The organism is Pseudomonas sp. YL2 (assembly GCF_023063025.1).
GTDB lineage: Bacteria > Pseudomonadota > Gammaproteobacteria > Pseudomonadales > Pseudomonadaceae > Aquipseudomonas > Aquipseudomonas putida_A.
In genome coordinates this window covers 292,605-308,364 of sequence record NZ_JAJSLU010000003.1, presented here as the reverse complement: position 1 = coordinate 308,364, position 15,760 = coordinate 292,605, and the positions used below count along the sequence as shown (strand labels likewise).

Sequence of the window (15,760 nt, the reverse complement as noted above, 5' to 3'; positions counted from 1 at the left end):
CGATTGACTGTGGCGCGGCGCAGACGTTCGACCCGACTGGACTGCGCCCGGCAACAGGCATACCTTGAAAGGCTGAATTCAACGCTGCATAAGGACCCAGCCATGAGCCGTATTTTCGCTGACAACGCCCATTCCATCGGCAACACGCCGCTGGTGCAGATCAACCGCATCGCGCCGCGCGGCGTGACCATTCTGGCCAAGATCGAGGGGCGCAACCCCGGTTATTCGGTCAAGTGCCGGATCGGCGCGAACATGATCTGGGACGCCGAAAGCAGCGGCAAACTCAAGCCGGGCATGACCATCGTCGAACCGACGTCGGGCAATACCGGCATCGGTCTGGCCTTCGTCGCCGCCGCCCGTGGTTACAAATTGATGCTGACCATGCCGGCATCAATGAGTATCGAGCGGCGCAAGGTGCTCAAGGCCCTCGGCGCAGAGCTGGTCCTGACCGAACCGGCCAAGGGCATGAAAGGCGCGATCGAGAAGGCTGCCGAAATTGTTGCCAGCGACACCGGCAAATACTTCATGCCGTCGCAGTTCGATAACCCGGCCAACCCGGCGATCCACGAAAAAACCACCGGCCCGGAAATCTGGAACGACACCGATGGCGCCGTCGATGTGCTGGTGGCTGGCGTCGGGACCGGCGGAACCATCACCGGCGTTTCGCGGTATATCAAGAATACCCAGGGCAAACCGATTCTGTCGGTGGCAGTGGAGCCGGTGTCTTCGCCGGTGATCAGCCAGGCGCTCGCGGGTGAAGAGATCAAGCCGAGCCCACACAAGATTCAGGGGATTGGCGCGGGTTTCGTGCCGAAGAACCTCGATCTGTCGATGGTCGACCGGGTGGAGCAGGTCACTGACGACGAGTCCAAGGCCATGGCGCTGCGCCTGATGCAGGAAGAAGGGATTTTGTGCGGTATCTCTTGCGGCGCGGCCATGGCCGTGGCCGTGCGTTTAGCCGAGAAGCCTGAAATGCAGGGCAAGACCATCGTGGTGATTTTGCCGGACTCCGGTGAGCGCTATCTGTCGAGCATGCTGTTCAGCGATCTGTTCACCGAGCAGGAGAATCAGCAGTAGTCGAATTGACTCAGATCAGCCAGGGTTCAGGATCGTTATGCTAATAAATGCTTTGTTGCGCAATTCTTAACACTGAATCTTGGGTTCAGCGGGTTTTTCCCGAGGCCGGTAGTGTTTATCATGGCCGGCTGCCATGCCGGGTAATGGGCATTGCGCAGCGTTGTCTTTATTCAAGGAGTCGTTGATGACCTTTTCGTTAGCCGCCAAGGTGTTGGTGTTGCTGCTGTTTGTGGGCAGCATCCTCTATGTGCATTTGCGCGGCAAGGCGCGTCTGCCGGTACTGCGTCAGTTCGTCAACCACTCGGCGCTGTTCGCCCCGTACAACGCGCTGATGTACCTGTTCTCCGGCGTTCCCTCCAAACCGTATCTGGATCGCAGCAAGTTTCCGGAGCTGGATGTGTTGCGCGATAACTGGGAAACCATTCGCGACGAAGCCATGCACCTGTTCGACGAGGGCTACATCCGCGCCGCCGAAAAGAACAATGACGCCGGTTTCGGCTCGTTCTTCAAGAAGGGCTGGAAACGTTTCTACCTCAAGTGGTACGACAAACCGCTGCCGTCGGCCGAAACTCTGTGCCCGAAGACCGTGGCGCTGGTCAGTGCGATCCCTAACGTCAAAGGCGCGATGTTCGCGCTGTTGCCAGGTGGCAGCCATCTGAACCCGCACCGTGACCCGTTTGCCGGCTCGCTGCGTTATCACCTGGGCCTGTCGACACCGAACTCCGACGATTGCCGGATCTTCGTTGATGGTCAGGTCTACGCCTGGCGCGACGGTGAAGACGTGATGTTCGATGAGACCTACGTGCACTGGGTCAAGAACGAGACCGAACAAACCCGCGTCATCCTGTTCTGCGATGTCGAACGCCCGCTGAGCAACCGCCTGATGACCCGCATCAACCGCGCCATCAGCGCTTGGCTGGGCCGCGCCACCGCGCCGCAGAACCTTGATGATGAACGTGTCGGCGGCATCAACCAGGCCTACGCCTGGAGCAAGAACTTCAGCGACCGGTTCAGCGGCGTGGTCAAACAGTGGAAACGCCGCAATCCCAAGGCCTACCGCATCCTGCGTCCGGTATTGGCGGTGGTGGTGCTGACTCTGCTGGGGTATTGGCTGTTTGGTTGAGGCCGGATGTTGAAATGAAAAAACCGCTCCTTGTGAGCGGTTTTTTGTTTGCTGATAAGTCTACAGTCGGCCAGCGGCGAGTACACTCGGCTCTTCGCTTTCAGTGCCTGTTATCAGTAACTGCAGCAGACGCCTCTGACTCGCAGTGAGCATTACCTCACCGTTTTTTTTGCCGAGAGGAAGTGTGTCTTTTCTGGAGGAAGGCTTTTTGGTTGATTTGCTCATTTCTCCACCAGTGTTGATCGTTAATTGAACAGTTTTCACGATACTAGGTTCTCCAGGGTTTTGACAAGGCGGCCACCAGCGTCGAAGCCGAAGCCAAGCTCTTGATAGTGGGAAATCGCGCCCTTCAAAGGTTCTTGGATCTCGAGAACCTTGCTGCCAATGAGTTGGGCGTATTGTTCAATCACAATCATCGCCAGCGCCCCGATACGTCTTTTTAACGGATGGAACTCATAGGGGCGTCCCTCCAGACGCACAATTCGTATTCTGTTTTTGCTGGCATTTGGATTTGCGAAACACAGCCCGCAAAGTTCCTCTCCAAACCAGATAGCGATGTCCAGAGATAAGGGCTCTCGACCTTTCCACTCAATGACCTCATTCCAGCAAAAGTGCTGGTCTCTCCAGAGAGTTGATGCTTGTAGTGCTTGTTGGTCGATAGGTTCGAAACGTACTTTCGACAAATCGATGGCAGTCGGACCATGGTTTTCCAACTGAAGCTGTAGTTGAACAGTAACGAAAGCAGCCTGCTTCCTCGCCTCTGACCGATACAACTGATACCGCAAATTCGTCCGTTCCCTTGGCATGTGATCCCGAGCATTCCTGTCTCCCCATCAATGGGCCTATCCGTTGCTCATCAGCCTATGCGCCTGCCATCGAGCTGTCCCTGCTGGCCCTTTGTCCAAATCATTGCAATCCATGTCCCACGCTGGTTATAGTCGGCGCTCGTGAATCATCTGATTCACTCTCCAAACCCTTCAAAAAAGATCAGCCCCAATGCCTGCATTCCTCATCAACGCGGTAGTCGATTCAGCGGTCAACGCTGGCGTCGTGCCGTGCGGGAATCAGCAGCCTGGGCAGATCAGTCATTACCCTCCACCTGTCAGTAGCACGCCGGTGTGCGCCGTCGTATCACCGCCGGGCGTTGGCGTTTCGGGCTGATCGGCATTCTTTGCTGACCCCTGCGCCCGCCAGAAAAACCTACTGAATTTCAGTCTCGGCTGAGTTGGCTATTTGCCTGACTACAGGTGGTATTCATGTTTGTCCTTTCGAAAAAATCCGCGCTCGCGGCGACGTCCACGAGCCTGTTCGTTCTGCTGTGGAGCAGCGGAGCGATCTTCTCCAAATGGGGGCTGGCCCATGCCTCGCCCTTTGCCTTTCTGCTGATTCGCTTTGTGATCGCACTGTGCGGGCTGCTGCTGTTGACGCCGCTGCTCAAGTTGAAGCTGCCCAAGGGCGGTCGGCCGATGCTGTTTGCGATTGCAACGGGCGTGGTGTTGTTGGGCGCGTATCAGATTTTCTATCTGCTGGCACTCAACACCAAAGTCACGCCGGGGGTGATGGCGACCATCATGGGCGTGCAGCCGATCCTGACCGTGGTGCTGATGGAGCGCCAGCGCTCGGCGAGCCGGATGTTCGGTCTGGCGCTGGGCCTGGCCGGGTTGATTATGGTGGTTTATCAGGGTATCGGACTGGCGGGGATGTCCTGGGCAGGGATGCTGTTCGGTCTGTTGGCGCTGGCGAGCATGACAGTGGGCTCGATCATGCAGAAACGCATCACCGACAATCCCCTCGGCACATTGCCGGTGCAGTATCTGGCCGGGCTGTTGTTGTGCGGGACATTTGTGCCATTTCAGCCGTTCCACTTTGAACAGAGCACGGGTTTCATCGTGCCGGCGTTGTGGATGGGGCTGGTGGTGTCGGTGCTGGCGACACTGTTGCTCTATCGCCTGATCGCTCGGGGCAATCTGGTGAATGTCACCAGTCTGTTCTATCTGGTGCCGGCGGTGACGGCGGTGATGGACTACGTGATTTTCGGCAATCGTCTGGCGGCGTTGAGTGTGCTGGGGATGCTGTTGATCATCGTCGGGCTGGCGTTTGTGTTCCGTAAAACTGCTTGAAAACCTTCAGGCCGACCCGGGCATTTTCAGTGTCTGGGCCGGCCTCTTCGCGAGCAAGCCCGCTCCCACAATTGGAATGCATTCCTCCTGTGGGAGCGGGCTTGCTCGCGAAGACTGACTTATCAGCGCCGCAACATCAGCGGGCTGTTGCTACAGCCGGCTTCAACACCAGCCACAACGCCAGCGCAATCAACACCCCGCCATACAGGTGCGCCATCGACAGCGGTTCATCCAGCAACAATGCGCCCCACAACACGCCGAACGCCGGAATCATGAAGGTCACGGTCATCGATTTGACCGGGCCGATGGAGCTGAGCAGGCGGAAATAGATGATGTAGGCGAACGCCGTGCAGCCCAGACCCAGGCCCAGCAGCGACAGCCAGACATTCCACCCACCCCAGCTTGCCGGAGGGGCGGTGATCACGCTGTAGCCGAACAGTGGCAACAGAAACAGCGAGGCGCCGAGCATGCTGCCGACGGCCGAGAGACGACTGTCGAGCCCGCCGCTGTGATCCAGCCAGCGCCGCGTGAGGAACCCGGCGAAGCCGTAGCAAGTGGTAGCGAGCAGGCAGGCGAGGGCGCCCATCAGCAATTGCAGATCGAACGCGACCGGACCTGCGCGCGTCAGCACACCGACACCGAACAAGCCGAGAAACACCCCGGTCAGTTTCGCGACAGTGAGTTTTTCGCTGAAAAACAGCCCGCCAATCAACACGCCCATCAACGGCGTGGTGGCGTTGAAGATCGCCGAGTAACCGGCCGGCAACACTTGCGCCGCCACCGAATACAACGTCGCCGGAATCCCCGAGTTGATAACGCCCAGCAACATCACCGTTTTCAGTTTGCCCTTGAAATCCCAGCTGATGCGCATCAGCCCGAGAATCACCAGCAGACCGACGGCAGCAATCGACACCCGAAAGAACGCGGTCGGAATGGTGCCGATCACCGGCGCAATAATACGCATGAACAGGAAGCTCGCGCCCCAGATGGCTGCCAGCGACAGCATGCGGAAAATATCGACAGCGCTCACGATGGCACTCCTTCCTTGATCGGGACGAGAGTGTTGCCGAGCGCCCTGTCGATGGCAACCGTCAATCGGGCATTTAATTTTTCATTCAGAGCACGAAGCGCGTCACCAAGCCGTTGAGGTCGATCGCCAGGCGCGACAGTTCCTGACTGGCAGCGGAGGTCTGGGTAGCGCCGGCGGCGGTCTGGGTCGAGAGATCGCGGATGGTCACCAGATTCTGATCAACCTCGCGCGCGACCAGCGCTTGCTGCTCGGCCGCGCTGGCGATCACCAGGTTGCGCTGGTTGATCTGCGAGATCGACGCGGTGATTTTCTCCAGTGCCTGACCGGCACTGTTCGCCCGGCGCAACGTGTGGCTGGCCTGCTCGGCACTGCTTTGCAAGGCGCCGACGGTGGCGCCGGTGCCTTGCTGGATGCTGCTGATCATCAGCTCGATTTCTTCGGTGGAGTTCTGCGTGCGTTGCGCCAGCGAACGCACTTCATCGGCGACCACCGCAAAACCGCGTCCGGCCTCACCCGCGCGCGCCGCTTCGATGGCGGCGTTGAGCGCCAGCAGGTTGGTTTGCCCGGCGATGCCGCGAATCACCTCGAGCACCTTGCTGATGTCCTGAGCCTGAGTGGCGAGGCCTTCGGCCTGTTCCGACGCACCGAGCACCGCGCTGACCAGTTCCTGAATCGAGTTGATGGTCTCGCTGACCTGCACATGCCCGTGTTTGCTGTCCTCGTTCGAGGCTTCGGAGGCCTCGGCGCTGGACACCGCGTTGGCCGCAACTTCATCCACCGCCGTGCTCATCTCGGTGACGGCGGTGGCGGCCTGTTCGATCTGATCGTTCTGCTGTTGCAGGCCACGGGTGCTTTGCTCCATCACCGAGCTCATTTCTTCGGCGGCGGAGGCCAGTTGCTGCGCCGATTCGCTGATGCCACGGATGGTCGAGCGCAGGTTGTTCTGCATCTCGGCGAGGGCGCTGAGCAACTGCGCCGCCTCATCGCTACCGTGATCGGCAATCTGGCCGCTGAGGTCGCCGGCGGCAATTTTTTGCGCGACGGACAGGGCCTGATTGATCGGTGCGGTGATGCTGCGGGTCAGCAGCCAGGCCAACAGCAGGGTGGCGATCAGGGCGACAACGATGATGGTCGCGACAATCCACAGCGCCTGCTGATAAACCCCGGCAGCAGCTTCGGCGGCGCTGTCGGCGCCTTGCTGGTTGAAGCTGATCATCTGCTCCAGCGCTTTGTCGAGGATCCGGCCCTGTGGCGCCAGTTCATTGTTCAGACGGGCATAGGCCTGTTCACTTTGCCCGGCGTCGATCTGAGCGATGATCTGGTCCAGGATGCTCATGTACTTGGCGACGTCGCCATTCAAACCGTCGAGCATCGCCCGTTCCGCATCGCTGGCCAGCAGAGCGGTGTGATCCTTAAGGCGCTTGGACAATTCTTCGCGCTGCACCTTGATGATGCCTTTGCTTGTGTCGCGTACCGCCGGCTGGGTGCTGGTGATCAGGCGCAGGGATTCGAGGCGGATGTTGGCGATGTTCGCCGCCGCATCGTGAATGCTCTCGATGCTGGGCATCCACGATTCCTCGATCACCGTTGCGCTCTCACGCAGATTTTTCATCTGGCCCAGGCCGAACAGGCCGACCACTACCAGCAGGGCGGCCAATACGGCAAAACTCAAACTGGCGCGCAAACCGATGCGCAGATTGCGGATAGACATCAATGTGCTCCTTGATCTATGAGGAATAGGTCGTCCTCGTGGACCGAGGATCTTGTTGTGAGGCGGGTACTGGCGGGCTGTATATCAAAGTGCCATTATTTTGGTAAGACCAATCTGTGAGCAGTTCTTCTCTTTCATCAACAGGCGGGAACGCAGCGGTAAAACCGCGAGCCAGAGCGGCGGGGCAGGGATTGGATCCGAATCCCAGGGAATTCGCGGGCTGGCGCGGGGCGGCAGGCGAGACTGAGAGGGCGGTTAATTGACCGAACGGTCGACTCAAAAAACTTTGATAAAAACTGTGTCGCTGTACAACCCTGCCGCGCTTTTGGCAGAAATTGCACTTCTCCTGCGCATGCATCCGTGGCTAAGCTCAGGCACAGATTTCCACTTGCACGCCGAGGTCTCCTCTATGCCGCAGCAATGGCCAGCCACCGACATCGCCCGCATGATCCTCGATGGCTTTGACGATTACCGCGAGCACTTCCGGCGGATCACCGACGGTGCGCGCGAGCGCTTCGAGCAGGCGCGCTGGCAGGAGACGCAGACCGCGTCGGCGGCGCGGATCAATCTCTACGAAGAAAAGGTCGGCGAAACCATCGCCCGCCTGCGCGAGCATTTCGACGACGAGACGCTGATGAATGTCGGCAGTTGGCCGTTGGTGAAAAGTGCTTACATCAGTGTCATCGACCTGCGCTTCGACGATGAACTGTCCGAGACCTGGTACAACTCGATTTTCTGCGGGCTGTTCAGTCACGACCTGATCAGCGACGGCTGCATGTTCATCCACACCACCCGGCCGAGCCTGCGCCGCGCCCGGGCTGCGCAAACCCGCACCTACAAGCCGCAGGGGCAGTTGTCATCGATGCTCGCGAGCATCTTTGCCGACTACCGCTTCAGCGAGGATTACGCCGATTTGCCCGGCGACCTGCAGCGCCTCGAGTCGCAACTGCGCGAGAACCTGCCGGACTGGGTGTGCAAGGATCCGGAGCTGAGCGTCGAGCTGTTTTCCTCGGTGTTGTACCGCAACAAGGGCGCGTATCTGGTCGGGCGTATCTACACCCGCGACGAGCAGTGGCCGCTGGTGATTCCATTGCTGCACCGCGAGGGCCGCGGGATTCAGATCGACGCGCTGATCACCGACGAAGCCGACGTGTCGATCATTTTCTCTTTCACCCGTTCGTATTTCATGGTGGATGTGCCGGTGCCGGCGGAGTTCATCGGCTTCCTGCGGCGCATTCTGCCGGGTAAGCACATCGCCGAGCTGTACACCTCGATCGGTTTCTACAAGCACGGAAAATCCGAGTTCTACCGGGCGCTGATCAATCACCTGGCCAACACCGACGACCAGTTCATCATGGCCCCCGGCGTGCGCGGCATGGTCATGAGCGTGTTTACCCTGCCGGGCTTCAACACCGTGTTCAAGATCATCAAGGACCGTTTCTCACCGTCGAAAAACGTCGACCGGGCGACGGTGATCGAAAAATACCGTCTGGTGAAAAGTGTCGACCGGGTCGGGCGCATGGCCGATACCCAGGAGTTCGCCGACTTCCGTTTTCCGCTGAGCAAGTTTGATCCGGCGTGCCTGGAAGAACTGCTCGAGGTCGCGCCGTCGACGGTCTCGGTCGAAGGCGATACGGTGCTGATCCGCCACTGCTGGACCGAGCGCCGCATGACCCCGCTCAACCTCTATCTGGAAAACGCCAATGAAGCACAGGTGCGCGAGGCACTGGAGGATTACGGCCTGGCGATCAAACAACTGGCGGCGGCCAACATCTTTCCCGGCGACATGTTGCTGAAGAACTTCGGCGTCACTCGTCACGGCCGAGTGGTGTTCTACGACTACGACGAGATCTGCTTCCTGACCGAAGCCAACTTCCGCCACATCCCCGCGCCGCGCACCCCCGAGGACGAAATGGCTTCCGAACCGTGGTACTCGATCGGGCCGCTGGATGTGTTCCCGGAAGAGTTTCCGCCGTTTCTGTTTGCCGATGCCGGGCAGCGCAAACTGTTCGATCAACTGCATGGCGAGTTGTACAACGCCGATTACTGGAAGGGTTTGCAAGAGGCGATTCGCGCCGGCAAAGTCATCGACGTATTCCCCTACCGCCGCAAAGGCCTCGACAACGAATAACTCCCCCCTGTAGGAGCTGCCGAAGGCTGCGATCTTTTGATTTTGCTTTTAAAAAAACAACATCAAAAGATCGCAGCCTTTGGCAGCTCCTACAGGGGAAGCAGGTCAATCGAGGGCAAATCTGCGACAATCGCCCCCCTGCATAAACAGACGACCGAATTGCGTACCCGATGACCGACGAATCGCCCTCCATCGACAAACTGCTGAAAAACCTCGATCACGCCATGCTCGCCGACCGTCACCGGCTGCGGCGGCAGTTACTCGAGCTGCGCAAGAAACCCGACGAGGCCAAACTGGCCCAGTGGGTGGCGCGCATGCAGGCGTCCTGTGATCAGGTGCTGGCGCGCCGTGCCAGCCTGCCAGTGATTCGTTACGACGACAGCCTGCCGATCGCCGCCAAGCGCGACGAAATCAAGGCAGCGCTGGAGAAGCATCAAGTGCTGATCATCGCTGGCGAAACCGGCTCGGGTAAAACCACCCAGTTGCCGAAAATCTGTCTGGAAATCGGTCGCGGCCAGCATGGCTTGATCGGCCACACCCAGCCACGCCGAATCGCTGCGCGCAGTGTCGCTAGTCGGGTGGCCGAAGAGCTCGGCACACCGCTCGGTTCGCTGGTCGGCTATCAGGTGCGCTTTGAAGATCAGAGCGATTCCAACACCCTGATCAAACTGATGACCGACGGCATCCTGCTGGCGGAAACCCAGAACGACCGCTACCTCGAGCGCTACGACACGATCATCGTCGACGAAGCCCACGAACGCAGCCTGAACATCGACTTCCTGCTCGGTTACCTGAAAACCCTGCTGCCGCGTCGCCCGGATCTGAAGGTCATCATCACTTCGGCGACCATCGATCTGGAGCGCTTCTCCAAGCATTTCGACGATGCGCCGATCGTCGAGGTGTCCGGTCGCACCTTCCCGGTAGACACCTGGTATCGCCCGCTGACCCTGGAGCAGGACGAAGAGGGCAACCGCGTCGAGGACGACCTGACCGTGGATCAGGCGATCCTCGCCACCCTCGACGAAATCGCCGCCTATGAGCGCAGCGAACGCCGCAGTCCCGGCGATGTGCTGGTGTTCCTGCCCGGCGAACGCGAGATTCGCGACGCCGCCGACATGCTGCGCAAGGCTCAGCTCAAACACACGGAAATCCTGCCGCTGTACGCGCGCCTGTCGCCGGCTGAGCAGCAGCGGATTTTCCAGTCGCACCCGGGGCGGCGCGTGGTGCTGGCGACCAACGTTGCCGAGACCTCGCTGACCGTGCCGGGCATCCGTTACGTGATCGACAGCGGCACCGCGCGCATCAGTCGCTACAGCTACCGCGCCAAGGTGCAGCGTCTGCCGATCGAAGCGATTTCCCAGGCCAGCGCCAATCAGCGTAAAGGTCGTTGCGGACGGGTCGAACCGGGCATTTGCGTGCGCCTTTACAGCGAAGAAGACTTCCTCGGTCGCCCGGAATTTACCGATCCGGAAATTCTGCGTACCAACCTTGCTGCCGTGATCTTGCAGATGCTGCACCTGCGCCTCGGTGAGATCACCGCGTTCCCGTTCATCGAGCCGCCGGACGGCAAGGCGATCAGCGACGGTTTCAACCTGCTGCAAGAACTCTCGGCGGTGGACCGCAACAGTCAGCTGACTCCGCTCGGGCGCCAGTTGGCACGTCTGCCGGTGGACCCGCGCATGGGCCGCATGCTGCTCGAAGCGGCAAAACTCGGCAGCCTGCAGGAAGTGCTGATCGTCGCCAGCGCCATGTCGATTCAAGACCCGCGCGAGCGTCCGCCGGAGCGTCAGCAAGCAGCCGATCAGGCCCACGCACAATGGAAAGACACCGACTCCGACTTCGCCGGGCTGGTCAATCTGTGGCGCGGTTTTGAAGAGCAACGCCAGGCGCTGACCGCCAGCCCGCTGCGCAACTGGTGCCGGAAGAATTTCCTCAATTATCTGCGTCTGCGCGAGTGGCGTGACTCTCATCGCCAGTTGAGCCTGATCTGTCGCGACATGCAGCTGAGCCTCAACAAGGAACCGGCGGATTACCCGAAACTGCACAAAGCCGTGCTGGTCGGCCTGCTCAGCCAGATCGGCCAGAAAACCGAGGACGGTGATTACCTCGGCGCCCGTCAGCGGCGCTTCTGGATTCACCCGTCGTCGGGCATCGGCAAGAAGCGTCCGCAGTGGCTGATGACCGCCGAACTGGTGGAAACCACCAAACTCTACGCGCGCATGGTCGCCAAAATCGATGCCGACTGGATCGAGCCGCTGGCCGGGCACCTGATCAAGAAAAACCATTTCGAACCGCACTGGGAGAAGAAGCGCGGCCAGGTCGTGGCCTACGAGCAGATCACCCTGTTCGGGCTGATCGTGGTCGGTCGCCGCCCGGTGCATTACGGCCCGGTGGATCCGGTGGTCTCGCGTGAGCTGTTTATCCGTGAAGGTCTGGTGCGTGGCGAGATTCAGTCGAAAGCCAAGTGCCTGACCGCCAACAAGCAGTTGCTCGAACAGCTCGACGAGCTGGAAGCCAAGGCTCGGCGCCGCGACATTCTCGCTGACGAAGAAACCCTGTACGCGTTCTACGATGCGCGCTTGCCGGCGGAGATTCATCAGACCGCGACGTTCGACAGCTGGTATCGGGTCAACAGCCAGAAAGACCCGCAATTGCTGATCATGCGCGAAGAAGACGTGCTGGCCCGCGAGGCCAGTGAGGTCACCGCGCGCGACTACCCGGACACGCTGCACATCGGTGATCTGGAACTGGCGCTCAGTTATCACTTCGAACCCAATCACCCGCGCGACGGCGTGACCCTGCGCGTGCCGGCACCGCTGCTGCCGATGCTGCCGCCGGAGCGCCTGGAATGGCTGGTGCCGGGGCTGATCGAGGCCAAGTGTATTGCGCTGGTGCGCAATCTGCCGAAAGCCTTGCGCAAGAACTTCGTGCCGGTGCCGGATTTCATCAAGGCGGCGTTGCAGCGCATGACCTTCGCTGAAGGCTCATTGCCGCAAGCGCTCGGTCGCGAGTTGCTGCGCATGACCGGTGCGCGCGTCAGCGATGAAGCATGGGCGGAAGCGGCGCAGCAGGTCGAAAGCCATCTGCGGATGAACCTGGAAATCGTCGACGGCCAGGGCAAGTTCCTCGGCGAGGGCCGCGACCTGGCCGAGCTGACCGCGCGTTTTGCCGAAGCCAGCCAGGCGGCTTTGGCCGTGCCGCAGAGTGCGAAAAGTCAGCAACCGGTGGAGGCCAAGGTCTTCGCCCCGGTGGCGGAAAAGACCCAGCAGAAGATTGCCGGATTGTCGATGACGGTCTATCCGGCGCTGGTGGAAGAGGGCGGCACGGTCAAGGAAGGGCGGTTCTCGACCCCGGCCGAAGCTGAGTTCCAGCATCGCCGCGCCTTGCAGCGGCTGCTGCTGCAGCAACTGGCGGAGCCGGCGAAGTTCCTGCGCAGCAAACTGCCGGGTATCACCGAGTTGGGCCTGCTCTATCGCGAGCTGGGCCGAGTGGATGCGCTGGTCGAAGACATTCTGCTGGCCAGTCTCGACAGCTGCATTCTGGAAGGCGAAGACCCGTTGCCGCGTGACGGCGCCGGGCTCGCCGCATTGGCTGAACGCAAACGCGGCAGCTGGACCGAACACGCCGAGCGCGTGGCGCGGTTAACGCTGGAGATTCTCAAGCTGTGGCACGGCCTGCAAAAACGCTTCAAGGGCAAGATCGATCTGGCGCAGGCTGTGGCGCTGAATGACATCAAGCAGCAAATCAGCAATCTGGTGTATCCGGGTTTCGTCCGGGAAACACCGATGCAATGGCTCAAGGAGTTGCCGCGTTATCTGAAGGCGGTCGAGCAGCGTTTCGAGAAGCTCGGCGCGCAGGTGCAGAAGGATCGAGTCTGGAGCGGTGAACTGGCCGGCCTCTGGGCGCAATACCAGACCCGCGCCGCCAAGCATGCCCAGGAAGGCAAACGCGATCCGCAGCTTGAACTGTACCGCTGGTGGCTGGAGGAGTACCGAGTGTCGCTGTTCGCCCAGCAGTTGGGGACGAAAGCACCGATCTCGGACAAACGGCTGAGCAAGCAATGGAGTCAGGTCGAGGCCTGATCTTGAGTCGTACACGATCCCGTGTGGGAGCGAGCCTGCTCGCGAAAGCGGTATATCAGACACCATCCTCGTGACTGACACACTGCCTTCGCGAGCAGGCTCGCTCCCACATTGGATCTGGGTGGTGCTTGAGAAAGGCGCCAAAACCTCGGGTTTATGGCAAACTTCGCGACCATAAACGCCGTTTTCGCGACCCAGAGCCTTCGGTGAGGTCGTGATCGGAATAAAGCGATGCCAGGTCAGCGTCCCGCAGACGGGAACAGACCCTTTGTGTGTTGGTACGTCGGTGCCAGCGCTTTCTGCCTGAACAGATTAGAGAAACGACCATGCATAACGTCGTCATCAGCGGCACCGGCCTGTACACCCCGGCCAACAGCATCTCCAACGAAGAGCTGGTGCAGTCTTTCAATACCTACGTCGCGCAGTTCAACGCCGACAACGCCGACGCCATCGCTAGCGGTGAAGTCCAGGCACTGACCGAATCCAGTGCTGCATTCATCGAAAAAGCCTCGGGCATCAAGAGCCGCTTTGTCATGGACAAGGACGGCATCCTTGATCCTGCGCGCATGGCCCCGCGTCTGCCGGAGCGTTCCAACGACGAATGGTCGGTGCTGTGCCAGATGGCCATCGGCGCCGCTGAACAGGCGCTGCAACGTGCTGGCAAGACCGCCGCCGACATCGACGGCGTGATCGTTGCCTGCTCCAATCTGCAACGCGCCTACCCTGCGATCGCCATCGAAGTCCAGGAAGCACTGGGCATTCAGGGTTTCGGTTTCGACATGAACGTCGCCTGCTCCTCGGCGACCTTCGGCATTCAGGCCGCGGCCAACAGCGTGCAACTGGGCCAGGCCCGGGCGATCCTGATGGTCAACCCGGAAGTCTGCACCGGGCACCTGAACTTCCGTGACCGCGACAGCCACTTCATCTTCGGTGACGCCGCGACGGCGGTGATCATCGAGCGCGCTGACCTGGCGACGTCCAAGTACCAGTTCGACGTGGTCAGCACCAAACTGCTGACCAAGTTCTCCAACAACATCCGCAACAACTTCGGCTTCCTCAACCGCGCCGCGGAAGAGGGCATCGGCGCCCGCGACAAGCTGTTCGTGCAGGAAGGTCGCAAGGTGTTCAAGGACGTCTGCCCGATGGTCGCCGAGCTGATCGGTGAGCACCTGGAGGAGAACAAACTCAACGTCGGCGACGTCAAGCGCTTCTGGCTGCACCAGGCCAACCTGAGCATGAACCACCTGATCGTGCGCAAGCTGCTGGGCCGCGAAGCCACCGAAGAAGAAGCGCCGGTGATTCTCGACACCTACGCCAACACCAGCTCTGCCGGCTCGGTGATTGCCTTCCACAAATATCAGGACGATCTGGCCGCCGGTTCGCTGGCCGTGCTGAGCTCGTTCGGCGCCGGTTACTCGATCGGCAGCGTGATTCTGCGCAAGCGCTGAGTGCGCCTGAAAAGATCGCAGCCTGCGGCAGCTCCTACACTGATCTCTGTAGGAGCTGGCGCAGGCTGCGATCTTTTGCTTTTGACCATCTGAAAACGAGGCGTGCATGGCCGCAACCGACGACACCCAACTGCTCGAACGTCTGCTCGCGGGTGAGCAAAAGGCTTTCAAGGAGCTGGTCAGCACCTACCAGAGCGCCATGCGCGCCGTGGCTTACGCGATTGTCGGCCAGCGCCATGTCGAGGAAGTGGTGCAGGACGCCTGGCTTTCGGTGGTGCGCCATATCGGTAGCTTCGAGGGTCGTTCCAGTCTCAAGACCTGGCTGCTGACCATCACCGCCAACTCGGCCAAGAGCCGCTACAAACAAAACCGCCGCGAAGTGTTGCTGGATGACCTGCCGTCACCCCACGGCACCATCGACGACGATCGTTTTTCGCCCGGTGACGGTCATTGGCTGGTGGCGCCGTTCGCCTGGCATCAGGACACCCCGGAAGCCTTGCTCACCGAAAGTGAATTGCGTGATTGCCTGGAGCACACCTTGCTCAGTCTGTCGGAACTGCAAAGCAGCGTGTTGCTGCTGCGCGAGCGCCAAGGCCTGGAGCTGGAAGAGATCTGTAATCTTCTGGAGATCTCGCTCTCCAATGTCCGTGTGCTGCTGCATCGGGCGCGGCTGAAAGTCTTCGCCACGGTGGAGCATTTTGAGGAGACCGGCGAATGCTGACCTGCAAGGAACAAGTGGCACGCTCCAGCGATTATCTCGATGGCCAGTTGAGCTTTCGCGAAAAACTGATGGTGCGCCATCACCTGATGTTCTGCCCCAACTGCCGGCGCTTCATTCGTCAGATGCGTTTGATGCAGGCCACGTTGAAGGCGATGCCGGAGAGGCCGCAAGAGGGTGTGGATGCGCTGGCTGAGCGTCTGGCCGAGCAACGCCGCAAAGACAATTCCCTGTAGGAGCTGCCCTGGGGGGGGGGGAGTTTTTTTCTTTGCACAAACAAAAAAAAAAGAACCCCCCCCGACCCGGCCCCCCAAGCTACT

11 protein-coding genes are annotated in these 15,760 nt (G+C 60.2%); 8 read left to right on the top strand and 3 right to left on the bottom strand.

Annotation, left to right across the window (positions count from 1 at the left end; translation table 11 throughout):
- The first annotated feature begins 102 nt into the window (after positions 1-102).
- Together cysK and LVD08_RS06680 are read left to right on the top strand one after the other, a co-directional pair.
- Positions 103-1,077, top strand: coding sequence for a cysteine synthase A (gene cysK, locus LVD08_RS06685; RefSeq protein WP_041070300.1), 975 nt, complete (start codon positions 103-105; stop codon positions 1,075-1,077).
- A gap of 184 nt (positions 1,078-1,261) precedes the next feature.
- The gene (locus LVD08_RS06680) at positions 1,262-2,200 is read left to right on the top strand and encodes an aspartyl/asparaginyl beta-hydroxylase domain-containing protein (RefSeq protein WP_027614536.1); all 939 of its coding nucleotides are present in this window, start codon (positions 1,262-1,264) and stop codon (positions 2,198-2,200) included.
- A 260-nt stretch (positions 2,201-2,460) separates the two neighbouring features.
- On the opposite strand, the gene LVD08_RS06675 is transcribed toward LVD08_RS06680, so the two are convergent.
- Positions 2,461-2,985: a hypothetical protein gene (locus LVD08_RS06675; RefSeq protein WP_311659559.1), complete on the bottom strand. Its 525-nt coding sequence runs from the start codon at positions 2,983-2,985 to the stop codon at positions 2,461-2,463.
- Positions 2,986-3,456: 471 nt separating this feature from the next.
- Between LVD08_RS06675 and LVD08_RS06670 the strand changes: the two genes are divergently transcribed.
- Positions 3,457-4,320, top strand: coding sequence for a DMT family transporter (locus tag LVD08_RS06670; RefSeq protein WP_247267774.1), 864 nt, complete (start codon positions 3,457-3,459; stop codon positions 4,318-4,320).
- Between the two features lie 136 nt (positions 4,321-4,456).
- On the opposite strand, the gene LVD08_RS06665 is transcribed toward LVD08_RS06670, so the two are convergent.
- Both LVD08_RS06665 and LVD08_RS06660 read right to left on the bottom strand, forming a co-directional pair.
- The gene (locus LVD08_RS06665) at positions 4,457-5,350 is read right to left on the bottom strand and encodes a DMT family transporter (RefSeq protein WP_027614539.1); all 894 of its coding nucleotides are present in this window, start codon (positions 5,348-5,350) and stop codon (positions 4,457-4,459) included.
- 85 nt (positions 5,351-5,435) lie between these two features.
- The gene (locus LVD08_RS06660; protein WP_247267773.1) at positions 5,436-7,061 is read right to left on the bottom strand and encodes a methyl-accepting chemotaxis protein; all 1,626 of its coding nucleotides are present in this window, start codon (positions 7,059-7,061) and stop codon (positions 5,436-5,438) included.
- A 409-nt stretch (positions 7,062-7,470) separates the two neighbouring features.
- On the opposite strand from LVD08_RS06660, the gene aceK reads away from it, so the two are divergent.
- The 5 genes from aceK to LVD08_RS06635 all read left to right on the top strand — a co-directional run bounded on the left by aceK (position 7,471) and on the right by LVD08_RS06635 (position 15,676).
- On the top strand, positions 7,471-9,192 hold the full coding sequence (aceK, locus tag LVD08_RS06655) for a bifunctional isocitrate dehydrogenase kinase/phosphatase (RefSeq protein WP_095138571.1): 1,722 nt from the start codon (positions 7,471-7,473) through the stop codon (positions 9,190-9,192).
- A gap of 170 nt (positions 9,193-9,362) precedes the next feature.
- Complete coding sequence (hrpA, locus tag LVD08_RS06650) at positions 9,363-13,274, top strand: ATP-dependent RNA helicase HrpA (protein WP_247267772.1); 3,912 nt, start codon at positions 9,363-9,365, stop codon at positions 13,272-13,274.
- 326 nt (positions 13,275-13,600) lie between these two features.
- Positions 13,601-14,722 (top strand): beta-ketoacyl-ACP synthase III, encoded by a 1,122-nt coding sequence (locus LVD08_RS06645; protein ID WP_027614543.1) that lies wholly within the window; start codon positions 13,601-13,603, stop codon positions 14,720-14,722.
- A gap of 106 nt (positions 14,723-14,828) precedes the next feature.
- Complete coding sequence (locus LVD08_RS06640; protein WP_183781704.1) at positions 14,829-15,443, top strand: RNA polymerase sigma factor; 615 nt, start codon at positions 14,829-14,831, stop codon at positions 15,441-15,443.
- Positions 15,437-15,676: an anti-sigma factor family protein gene (locus tag LVD08_RS06635; RefSeq protein ID WP_247267771.1), complete on the top strand. Its 240-nt coding sequence runs from the start codon at positions 15,437-15,439 to the stop codon at positions 15,674-15,676. The genes LVD08_RS06640 and LVD08_RS06635 overlap by 7 nt, the downstream gene beginning before the upstream one ends.
- The last annotated feature ends 84 nt before the right edge of the window (positions 15,677-15,760 follow it).

Excerpts from the sequence above, each read along its gene's own strand:
- cysK (WP_041070300.1), top strand. The coding sequence starts at position 103 with ATGAGCCGTATTTTCGCTGACAACGCCCATTCCATCGGCAACACGCCG.
- LVD08_RS06680 (WP_027614536.1), top strand. The coding sequence starts at position 1,262 with ATGACCTTTTCGTTAGCCGCCAAGGTGTTGGTGTTGCTGCTGTTTGTG.
- LVD08_RS06670 (WP_247267774.1), top strand. The coding sequence starts at position 3,457 with ATGTTTGTCCTTTCGAAAAAATCCGCGCTCGCGGCGACGTCCACGAGC.
- LVD08_RS06660 (WP_247267773.1), bottom strand. The coding sequence starts at position 7,061 with ATGTCTATCCGCAATCTGCGCATCGGTTTGCGCGCCAGTTTGAGTTTT.
- aceK (WP_095138571.1), top strand. The coding sequence starts at position 7,471 with ATGCCGCAGCAATGGCCAGCCACCGACATCGCCCGCATGATCCTCGAT.
- hrpA (WP_247267772.1), top strand. The coding sequence starts at position 9,363 with ATGACCGACGAATCGCCCTCCATCGACAAACTGCTGAAAAACCTCGAT.
- LVD08_RS06645 (WP_027614543.1), top strand. The coding sequence starts at position 13,601 with ATGCATAACGTCGTCATCAGCGGCACCGGCCTGTACACCCCGGCCAAC.
- LVD08_RS06640 (WP_183781704.1), top strand. The coding sequence starts at position 14,829 with ATGGCCGCAACCGACGACACCCAACTGCTCGAACGTCTGCTCGCGGGT.
- LVD08_RS06635 (WP_247267771.1), top strand. The coding sequence starts at position 15,437 with ATGCTGACCTGCAAGGAACAAGTGGCACGCTCCAGCGATTATCTCGAT.